This window comes from Acidobacteriota bacterium (assembly GCA_034211275.1).
Classification (GTDB): Bacteria; Acidobacteriota; Thermoanaerobaculia; order Multivoradales; family JAHZIX01; genus JAGQSE01.
This window is the reverse complement of record JAXHTF010000010.1, coordinates 14,373-24,186: the sequence shown is the minus strand read 5'-3', so window position 1 is coordinate 24,186 and position 9,814 is coordinate 14,373. Positions and strand designations below refer to the sequence as shown.

Below are 9,814 nucleotides of genomic sequence, written 5' to 3'. Positions count from 1 at the left end.
GGTGATTCATCGTTGGGTGGACTGCCCCTGGAGCCATTCCAACAGCGGTTCGAAAACTTCCTGGCGAGCCTCCTCGGCCACCAGCACATCGAGGTGACCATAGCCTTCCAGCACGTGGATTTGCGCCCGCGGACCGCCAACGTGGGCGGCAGAGTGCACACCGCCGAGGAGGAACTCGGAACCCATCCCGGTAGAGCCGAAGAAGATCACCGGCTTGCGCAGCTCGGACCAACCGTCGTCCACGGCGAGGGCCGGATGATCCATCACCGCCGCGGCGGCGCGGGCTTCGAGATCCTGGACCTTCGGGTAATAGCGATCGTAGTCGTCCATCAGCTCCGCCAGCACCGGCGCCCGGGACACCCCCCGGGGAGAAACCTCCCGGGGGTGGGCCAAGACTCCGGGCCCCCAGGCTTTGAACAGCACCTGGGCGAGCACTTGGCTGTGCTTTTCCTGCGCCGAGGCTTCCCGGGCACCGTCCGACGCCTCCAAAGCCCGGGCCATGAGTGCGGCGCGAGCTTCCCAACCGCGGGAGCCGGCAACGTCGGAGGCCCAATCGCCGGTGGCGCGCCAGGCCTCCAGCCGTTGTTCGAGCTCTCCGTCTTCGCTGCTGGCCGGCCCAGCGCAGCTCTTGAAATAGCCGTCGAGGGCCACGATGCCCGCCACCGTCTCCGGATGGGCGGCGGCCTGACCGTAGGCGAAGCCGGCACCGCGGCTGAAGCCGGCGACGAAGAGGGACGAGACACCACTCTGCTCCAGAGCCCAGCGCACCCCCGAGTGCACGTCCTCGGCGAAGAGGTCGACGCCCCAGGCCGCCAGGGGGCTCAGATCCTCCGCCGCCACCGGCACCGCGTGGGTCCGATAGTCGAGGGTGAAGACCTCCACCCCACGGCGGGCCAGGAAGAGCCACGGGTCGTAGCTCTCGCTCAGCCCGCTGGGCGCTCCGTGCATGAAGGTGCCGGGAAGGTAGAAGAGAACCTGTCCGCTATCCGGGGACGCATCGCTCGGCTCGGAGGTCTCGGCCGCGCGGTAGCGATGGACGCCGATGCGGTCGTAGTCGCCGCCGGGCGGCCGCTGCAGCGTCCAATGGGTGTGAGTGATGCCCGGCGCCTCCGGCAGCTCGGTCTCGGCGAGGTCGAGGTGCCAGGTAGCCCCGGCTTCCGCCGCGAACATCGAGCCCGCCGGGAAGAGGGCGGCGAGGAGGACGGCGAGGAGCGCCGCGGCGCCCCAGACCGCGATGCTCCAAGAACCTACCGGGGAAAGCGCGTCCCAGCGACGCCGGAAGCGCCCCGGAAGGCCTGGATCGGAATCTTTTTCAGCTCTCATGGAGCCTATTTTGCCATCGATCGCCGGCCCGGGCGCAGCGACGTGGAACGCGACCGAGAGCTCAGCGCCCTTAAGAGCTCTCGCCGCGGAAGGACAGGCAGCGGTCCCGCCGAGCCCGGCTGAGGAATTCCTGCACCTCCAGGGCGATGCCGACGCTGGCTTGGTCCATGAGCGCAGCCTTCTGGAAGACGATGAGGGCCGCCATGGCTTCCCGATGCAGGTCGCTGCTGTCGAAGAGCGGCAGCATCTCCCGAGCCAACTTCTTCACCTGCTCGGTCATCCCCCGTTCCAGGTACAGCACCGAGAGCTCGAGGGATGCCAGAGCTGCATCGAAGCCGACGCCGGCGGCCAAAAACGCATCGCGCACTTCCCGCAGGCTCATGGCCGCCGCCGCCGCTCGGCCGCGGGCAGCGTCGATCTTCGCCCCCAACCACTCCACCTTGACGCCATCGAGGTACTTCCCCACCGACGCCGCCAAACGCCGCGCGTCGGGCAAGAGCCGGGCGGCCTCGTCGAATCGGCCGAGTTCGATGAGGCAAAAGCACAGGGTGTGCTCGATGATGAACTCCAGACGGGGCTCGAGGGAGGAATCGATGACGTCCCGGGAGGCTTCCAGCATCTCCACCGCCTCCACCACCCGGCCGGCCATGCGGCAAATCTCCGCCCGTTTGATCAGGTTGCGGCCCTGGCGGTGGGAGTCGCCATAGCGCCGGCAGAGCGTCAGCACTTCGTCGAGCAGCGCCAACGCTGCCTCCGTGCGCCCTTGAGCCGCCCGCAGGCTCGACTCCAACTCCGCCACCTGGATGCGGGCCACCCCGGCACCACTGCCGGCGGCGAGGTGGCGGCGGGCAGCGATGAAAGCGCCGTCGGCGGAGCGCAGATCTCCCAGCACCCGCAAGGAGTTGCCCCGAAACGCCTGGGCGGTGGCGCGGATGTCCTCCAGGATGTCCGGTCCGTAGGCGACGGGATCGATGAGCTCTGCCACCTGCACCGCCAGCTCCGCCGCTTCCACCGAATCCCGGGGACTCTGGGGGGCCAGCCGGCGGCTGATCTCGCACAGCTCGCCGCACACCGCCCAGGTGCGGTAGGTCTCGCTGTTGCGCACCAAGAGCTGACGCCGGGCCGGCGGATGGCTGACCAGCTCGCGGGTCAAACGCATCGCCACTTCCCGTTCCTGCTGGTTGTCGGTGAGCCAGTTGCGCACCAGGCGTTGCACGCGGTGCTGCAACGCTTTGCGATTGGGCTCGGGCCGGTTCACCGGGCTGCGGAAGAAGAAGCGGCCGAGAAGGCTGTCGCAACGCTCGCACAACCCACAGAGATCGCGCACCGCCGCCGCGGCCTCAGGATCGGCCTCCTGCAAGAGCTTCCAGATCAAATCCGCCATGGAGTCGTCGTCAAAGTGGTCTCCATCGGCGGCTCCCACGGCGAGAGCCGGGGGCCGTGTTTCGAGCAGAGTGGCACAGACTTCGCATCGCTGCACTAGATGCAGCAGGGGGGCTGCAGTCGAGGGCGTGACATGACGCTCCAGATATGAAGCGAGGCGTTCCCAGGTTGCGAGGCTGAGATGCCTATGCTGCTGACCCTTCAAGAAAGTTCCTCCCCCCGTTTTCCCCTGCCGCAGCTGAGTGCCGCGAGCGGGCGCTGACTGAACGATTCTAGCTTCTACGTTTTCAGGGAGTTTACCCCATGCTGACGGTCATTCCGGCATGGGCTCAGGGCAGGCTTCCGGTGGGCCCTGCCCGGAACGCCCTGAGCCCGACCCTAACGACGACTAGCCGTCAGGATCGACGCCGGCACCATAGTGCCCTCCGGCGCACCGAACACTGTCGGTGGCCTCGACGGCATGCGGCGTCGGCACCGAATCCAAGGCGGGAGCCGCCAAGGCCAGCGAGCAACAACCGAAGGCTGTCAGGGCAAGAGTGGTCTTCCAGAGCTCGTACACAATCCATCTCCTTTCTCAATCTGAGCGGTAGTGCTACCCAAGAGCCCGAATAGCCCGAGGATAGTTAGCTCTAGATACATAGCCAACAATGTGTATTTTAGCATAAGTATCTATGAAAGGCTACGCGAAAACTCTACAGAACGATTGCAAGGCTTACCGACGGCCTCCGATGAAGACGGCAAACGGCCGAACGAAGACGGCTGACGGCAACGGTCAGGCCGGTGGAGGGTCAGGAAAGACCGGGGGCTTCATCGCCCGCGGGGATGGCATATCCTCTGGATCGGGGATGGACTGCGCGGTGGCGGAAATGCAGCGCGCCGCCGCCGGCAAGTTTCCTGTGTAGAGTAACGACTTCCATGCAGCGAACGGATGGCATGGAGGAGCTCCTTGCGGCCCTCCTGCACGCAACCAGAACCGGCGTATCGGGCATCGGAAAGGAGCAATGAGCCAGGACGACGAAACGATGGAAGTTCATCGACAGCTGACGGGCATCACGGACGGGGATCGCTCCGCCGCCGCCTGGCTCTTCGACACCTTTTCGGAGGATCTCTTCGTCCGTCTACGCCACCGCTACGGCTATCCGGGCGGCCTGGACCCCGACGACCTGCTGCAGGATGCCTTCCTCTTCTACTTCCAGCGTGAGGCCAAGGTGCTCCGGGATTTCCTCGAGCGCACCCCGCCGGACGCCCAGACCCGGGCGGCTCTGCTGCGCCATCTCTGGGATCTAGCCTGCGGCATCGCCAGCAATCGGCGCCGGTCCGCCGCGCTGCGCACCGTCGAGCCCATCGACGAGGTGCGCACCACCTCCCCACGCCCCAACGCCGAACGCCAATCCATCGACCGCGACGCGCTGCTGCGCCTGGACGAATGCCTGCGTGGCGGCAACCGGCGAGTGTACCTCTACTACAAGCTGCGCTATCGAGACGGCCTGGCCCCGCAGGAGGTCGCCGACACCACCGGCTGGTCTCGCAAGGCCACGTACAAACTCAAGCAGGCCCTCAACGAAGCCGTCGAGCATTGCGCCGACCTGCTGGGTATCGATCGATGAAGGATGGTCCGCAAACCGGCTCTCCGCGCCCCACCGTTGGCCGCCCGGGGCTGCTCGCCGCCGGCTGTCTCGGTCTGACGGCCCTGCTCTTGGGCTGCGGTGACGGTGAGCCGCTCCAGCTGCCGACGGTACTCCGAGGCCACGAGGAAGTACGGCTCCTCGACGATGGGCAGGCAATGCCGGTGGCGTTGAATGCCGAGCAGCCCTTGGGGCTCTGTCTCGAGGTGGATCCGGCCACCGACACCTCGCGCTGGGAGGCACGGCTCGACTTCGGCCGGCGACCGTCTCCGGACGGCTTCCAGCCCGCCACCGCCCGCATGGGGCGCACCCTCTGCTTCGATGCCCTGCCACCGCCGGAAGCAGCGGCCTCCGGCCGGGTCGAGCTGTGCGGCGAGCTGGTGGACCGCTTCGACGACCGCCGTTTCCGTCTCCCCTGCAGGTCCTTGCTCTTCTCCGGTGACGGTCCGCAGCACCGACGCCTGGTCGAGGAGTTAGACGAAGTCCTCGCTGCTTCCTATCGGACCGATGTCTTCCGGCTGGCGGAGCAGCTGGACGGGCTGTCGAAGCGTGCCCAAGAGGCCGGATGGCCGCTGCTGGAGGTACGCCTCGACCTGATCCTGGTGCACTTTCTGACCCTCGACGGCAGTCCCCGAGCTCTGGACGAGGCCCGGCGCCGGCTCGACGCCTTGCCCCCGTGGCTGGCGACGCCGGAGACCAGCGCCCGCGGCGCCCAGGCGGCGTATCAGAGAGCTCTCTTCGCCCTCGACGCCGAACAGCGGCTGGGGGATGCCTGGACTTTCCTCTTGCAGGCGGAGCAGCGGTACCGGCGCATCGCCGACCCGAATCGCTTCCTGGTCACCGTGCAGCAGGCGGCGATCCTGACCCAGGTCGGCTCCCGGGGGGAAGCGGTCCAACGTCTGTCCATGGCCATCTCCGATTGCGCCACCATGCCCTGCGACGAGGATCTGCTGGCTCACGCCCGGGGTGAGCTGGCCTGGCTGATCCTCCTCGATCCCTACGCCTTGGAAAGGGAGCTGCAGAAGGCGGAGACCAATCTCCTCGCCGGCCTCGACGTTCTGGACGAATCCCGCTACCCGCTGGAGGTAGCCAACCAATGGATCAACCTCGCCTATCTGCGGGTGCGTCAGGGGCACTCTCCGGCAGCGGAGCTGCAGCGGGCCGAAGGTCTGCTGGGGCAACAGCATCCAGATGGCGAGCAGCACGACGACGGGGATCTCGACGGAGAAGACCTGCGGGGCGAAGGCGTGGGCCGGCTGCTCGACTGGGCCGGGCTGGTGCGGGGGGTCGCCGCCCTGGACAACGGCGTTCTGGAGCGCGCCGTGGCCCTGTGCGGCGAGCTCGCCGGCGGCAACGATCCGCAGCTCTCGGCCTGGGCGCTGAGCTGCTTGGGCCGCGCTCATCGCCGAGCCGGCGACCTGGAGCGCGCCGCCTGGGCGTTCGATCAAGCCCTGCTGCGCCATGAGTTCGGTCAGCCCGAGGACATCGATCAGCAGCTCTCCCTGGCCCCCGGCCAGCGCGCCGACGACTTTGCCCGGGCAGCGCGACTGGAAGTCGAACGCGGCTCTCCCGAGGCCGCCTGGGAGCTGCTGGCCCGCCTCGACCTGCTGAGCGCCGACGAGAGCGAACGACGCCGCTGTCGAGAGCAGGCAGAGGACCCGGAGATCCTCCGGCGCTGGGACGAGATCGAGACCGAATCCCGCCTGTTGATGCAGCAGCTGGTGGAGCTGGCCACGCCGGCGGCAGGACAGCGGCGGGAGCAGGCGGAGTCCATTCGGCGCCAGCTCCAGGAGCGTTTGAGTCAACTGTGGCGCCAGTGGCCCGGGTGCCGGCGAGCCCCGGACCGTCAGGAGAACGGCCTCGATTTCCGCGCAGTGGCCCTCGAGGATGAGATCCTCTTGCTCCACCGCCTCCACGACGGCTCGGTAAAGGTGGAAAAACGAACGGATTTACCCCGCGAGCACCTGGTACAGATCACCGGACGCATCGAGCAAGCACTCTCCCGCCGGGACCTGGACGATGGTGCGTGGCGGCAGCTGGTGACCCCCTTGGCAAGAGCCCTTCTACCCCGGGGAGCAGCCGACCGGGAAAGCTCCGGCGAGCCCCTCACCTTCGCCCTCCATGGGCTGCTCCAGACCGTGCCCCTGGGGGCGTTGCCGGTGCTCGATGCCGGCACGAGCGCCGACGACGGCGGGACCGAAGACGGGCCTCGCTGGTTCGCGAGCACGACCACCGTGGTGCTGCGACCGGCGGGCACCCGACCATCGAGCCCGGCGCGTCCAGCCCAGGATGATCGGCCGCTGCCCGAGGGCGCTCCGCGGCCGGTCTTCGTGGTCGATCCCCGCGGCGACCTGGCGGGCGCCGGCGGCCTGCTGGCCACCTATCGTCAACTCTTCCCGGAGGCCCGGGTGCTGGCCGGGCGCGAGGCCACCGCCGAGGCCTTCCGAGCCGCCCTGCCGGCGGCGGCCTGGCTGCACGTGGACGCCCACGGGCTCTATGACTCGGCATTTCCGGAGCTCTCGGCAATCCAGCTGGCGGACCGGCCGCTGCCGCTGGTGGAGCTGGCGGAGCTACCCACGGGATTCCGCTTCGCCAATCTCAGCGGCTGCCAAACCGGACGCTGGCCCACCACCGCCGACAGCGGCCGATACGGCGTCGCCGGCTTGCTCAGCCGGCTCGGGGTGACCTGGGTCATCGGCAGCCGTTGGGACCTGGAGGATGCGGTGGCGGAGGGCTTCAATCGCAGCTTCTATCAGCGTCTGGCGGCAGGGGATGCGATCCCTCTGGCCCACCGTCGGGCTTTGGCCTCCGTGCAATCCAGGTTCCCGGCGGTGAGCTGGGCCGGCCTGCTGCTGCTCGGCGACGCCAATAGCTCGGGGGCAAACCGGCCCTCGTCATGACTCCTATAACAGTGGAGGGAGACGGGAGCATAACGGCAGCAAGGGAGTGGACGGTAGAACGATGAGTGAGAAGGATTTGGATTGGCTACTTCATGAGTTGGGACAGCTGGAAGAGCGAGGTACCGGTCAGTTGCTGCCCGACGAGATGCTGAGCGCCTACCGTTTAGGGCGTCTCGGAGAGGATGAGATGCGCGCCCTGGAAGCCCGGCTGAGCCAGGATCGTGAAGGGCGCCAAAAACTAGCGCAGCTGGCCGGCGTACTCGAACGGGGACCTTCACCGAAGGTTCGTGAGCGGGTACTATCAGCCTTCGACGAAGGCGTGGGCCGGCAACCGCCGGTGGTGCGCAGGGTTTCCCCGGCACCGTGGTTCCGGCATCGCTGGGCCGCTTCCGTGGCCCTCGCCGCCAGCCTGCTGCTGGCGGTTTTCCTGGTGGTCAACGGCCCCGAGCCACTGCCTCCCAGCCTGGATTACCAGGTAGAGGCTTATGGACTGGCTCAAGAACGCTCTCGACCGGAGGCAGAGTCGGTGATCGAGGCCCTGCCCGAGACCACCATCCGCTTGGTCGTCACCCCTCGGGAGCTGGCGGAGCAAGATGTGGAGTTCGGCCTGTATCGGCTCGATGAGGATCGGCTCCTCCGCTTGACCACCGGCGCACAGCTCCGGCTCGAGGTGCGGCGCGGAAGCGCGGTGTTCGAAGGCCGGGCCGGCGATCTGGTGGGTATCGAACCGGGAGAGCATCGCATCTTCATAGCGGTCGCCCGCCCCGGTGAGTTGCCGGAGCCCCAACGGCTGGAAGAGGGCCAGCAGCCCCTGGAGGTGCTCTCCGACAACGGGCTACACCTGGCCTACGCCCAGCGCATTCACTTGGTCTCTCATCCTCGATAGCCATTGCCCTGCTCTTCCTCCGTTCACCTTTGGAGGGAGGATTATGTTCTTCATGATTTCTGTTGTTCGTGTTCCCCGTCAGTCCTCGCGTCTCGCCATCGTTTTCGCGGTACTCCTCGGTCTCCTGGCCCTCGCCGGCCCGGCCATGGCCACGGATGTCGTGCGCTGGTACCGATTCGACGGCTGTGACCCTTCAACCAGCGCCTTCTCCAGCCAGCAGCAGACGCCGGAGACCTTCGCCTGCGGATCTCTGGGGGTCTACTATGTCGGAGACCAAGGCCTCTCCTACACCAGCGCCTGCCTGCATCAGGTCCATGGTGAGGAAGCTCCGGCGCTCTATCTGGCGCAACACAACCCGCGCTTCATGCCCAGCGCCGGCGAATGGTTTCCGTGCCGTCAAGGCAATTGCTTCGGCCGCCGCAGCCAACCCTGGGCAGCGGTCATCGATTGGAATCAAGGACACGGCTGGAGCGTCGCCGGAACCCTCAGCGCCGTCGCCGGCAGCGGTCTGGACCTGATGCTCTACCCCTTGGACGCCGGAGGCTCTACCTTCGACACGAAGGGAGCCAGCGACCTCGACGTCCTGGTCCAGCTCTGCGCGGTGGCCGAGTATGTCCATCAGAACCCCAGCGACCCACCGCTAGTAGTCAATATGAGCTTCGGCCGTCTTTACGACTCCGGGATCAGTTCGCTCTTCCAGTCCCGAGGTCAGGTCGCGCTGCAGGACGAGATCCACACGGTGCTCGGGCACCTTCAAAGCCAGCTGGGGATCCACCTGGTCGCCGCCGCCGGCAACCACGGGCGCCTGCTCTTCCCGGCTTCCGATTCCTATGTGATGGCGGTGGGCGGAATGGATATCGAGGAATATGTCGACGCCGGCACGGTGAGCAAGGCCCTGCAGGCCCCCACCGCAGCCCAGGCGTTGCTCCCCGCCTACGGTCTCTACCTCAAGGAAGGCACTGCCAGTACCTACTGGCCCGTGCCTCCCGGGTCGTCCTATGCCAGCGCCTTCGCCAGCGGCTGGCTCGGCGGCTTCATGGCGGATCAAAGCCTGCGGCCGTCCAATATCTCGCTGACCCCGAGCTCGACCCTCGAGCCGGTGAAGGTTTCCACCGACTATCTGCTGGTCCTCGACAGTCAGACTCTGTCGGGCTCCGATCTACCCGGTGCTGCCGAAGTGGCGGCTCCGGTGCTGGAGCACGTCTCTTCGGTGTGCAACGCCTCCACCTTGACGACGGTGACCACCTCGGTGTCCAGCGTCACTCCGAGCCTGCCCACCAGCTCCTCCGCGGATCTCGCCGGCAGCAACAACCTGCCCCTCCCCAACACCCGGCCCTGCGTGCCGTGTCACGGCTACCAGGACACCCCGGGGCTGCGCATCAAGCTGCCCGAGTCCGAGGGCTTCCCCTCGGGCCAAACCCTCGCAGCTCTGCTCCTGCGGGTCGGCAGCAGCTATTACGAGATCACGGATACTTCGGTGATCTCGGACTTCGAGGACGGCCTCATCGACGAGCTGCTGCTCACCGGTGTCGGCTCAATCTCCACCGGCACCAGCGTCGAGCTGGTCTACGAGCTGAGTCTGACCTCCTACGGCTCTTTCTGGGATTCCACCCCGGTTCATATGCACAACTAGCCGATCCATCGCAGCGATGGCTCACCCAGCGCGGGGCGCTCCATCTCGGCAAGGCAACCCCGGG

General features: G+C 67.2%; 7 protein-coding genes. 4 read left to right on the top strand and 3 right to left on the bottom strand.

Going from position 1 to position 9,814, the window contains the following annotated elements; translation table 11 throughout:
* Nucleotides 1-6 precede the first annotated feature (6 nt).
* The 3 genes from SX243_03550 to SX243_03540 all read right to left on the bottom strand — a co-directional run bounded on the left by SX243_03550 (nt 7) and on the right by SX243_03540 (nt 3,265).
* On the bottom strand, nt 7-1,323 hold the full coding sequence (locus SX243_03550; protein MDY7092025.1) for a hypothetical protein: 1,317 nt from the start codon (nt 1,321-1,323) through the stop codon (nt 7-9).
* A gap of 70 nt (nt 1,324-1,393) precedes the next feature.
* Nucleotides 1,394-2,746, bottom strand: a complete 1,353-nt coding sequence (locus SX243_03545) for a tetratricopeptide repeat protein (GenBank protein ID MDY7092024.1) — start codon at nt 2,744-2,746, stop codon at nt 1,394-1,396.
* Between the two features lie 348 nt (nt 2,747-3,094).
* On the bottom strand, nt 3,095-3,265 hold the full coding sequence (locus tag SX243_03540; GenBank protein ID MDY7092023.1) for a hypothetical protein: 171 nt from the start codon (nt 3,263-3,265) through the stop codon (nt 3,095-3,097).
* Between the two features lie 442 nt (nt 3,266-3,707).
* On the opposite strand from SX243_03540, the gene SX243_03535 reads away from it, so the two are divergent.
* From SX243_03535 to SX243_03520, 4 genes are all read left to right on the top strand, one after another.
* Complete coding sequence (locus SX243_03535) at nt 3,708-4,313, top strand: hypothetical protein (protein ID MDY7092022.1); 606 nt, start codon at nt 3,708-3,710, stop codon at nt 4,311-4,313.
* Nucleotides 4,310-7,231: a CHAT domain-containing protein gene (locus tag SX243_03530; GenBank protein ID MDY7092021.1), complete on the top strand. Its 2,922-nt coding sequence runs from the start codon at nt 4,310-4,312 to the stop codon at nt 7,229-7,231. Before SX243_03535 ends, SX243_03530 begins: the two co-directional genes overlap by 4 nt.
* Before the next feature lie 61 nt (nt 7,232-7,292).
* Nucleotides 7,293-8,117: a hypothetical protein gene (locus SX243_03525; GenBank protein MDY7092020.1), complete on the top strand. Its 825-nt coding sequence runs from the start codon at nt 7,293-7,295 to the stop codon at nt 8,115-8,117.
* 52 nt (nt 8,118-8,169) lie between these two features.
* Nucleotides 8,170-9,750, top strand: a complete 1,581-nt coding sequence (locus SX243_03520; GenBank protein MDY7092019.1) for a S8/S53 family peptidase — start codon at nt 8,170-8,172, stop codon at nt 9,748-9,750.
* Nucleotides 9,751-9,814 lie beyond the last annotated feature (64 nt).

What these genes read in the sequence shown, in the direction of transcription:
- SX243_03550 (MDY7092025.1), bottom strand. Translation starts at nt 1,323, where the DNA reads ATGAGAGCTGAAAAAGATTCCGATCCAGGCCTTCCGGGGCGCTTCCGG.
- SX243_03535 (MDY7092022.1), top strand. Translation starts at nt 3,708, where the DNA reads ATGAGCCAGGACGACGAAACGATGGAAGTTCATCGACAGCTGACGGGC.
- SX243_03530 (MDY7092021.1), top strand. Translation starts at nt 4,310, where the DNA reads ATGAAGGATGGTCCGCAAACCGGCTCTCCGCGCCCCACCGTTGGCCGC.
- SX243_03525 (MDY7092020.1), top strand. Translation starts at nt 7,293, where the DNA reads ATGAGTGAGAAGGATTTGGATTGGCTACTTCATGAGTTGGGACAGCTG.
- SX243_03520 (MDY7092019.1), top strand. Translation starts at nt 8,170, where the DNA reads ATGATTTCTGTTGTTCGTGTTCCCCGTCAGTCCTCGCGTCTCGCCATC.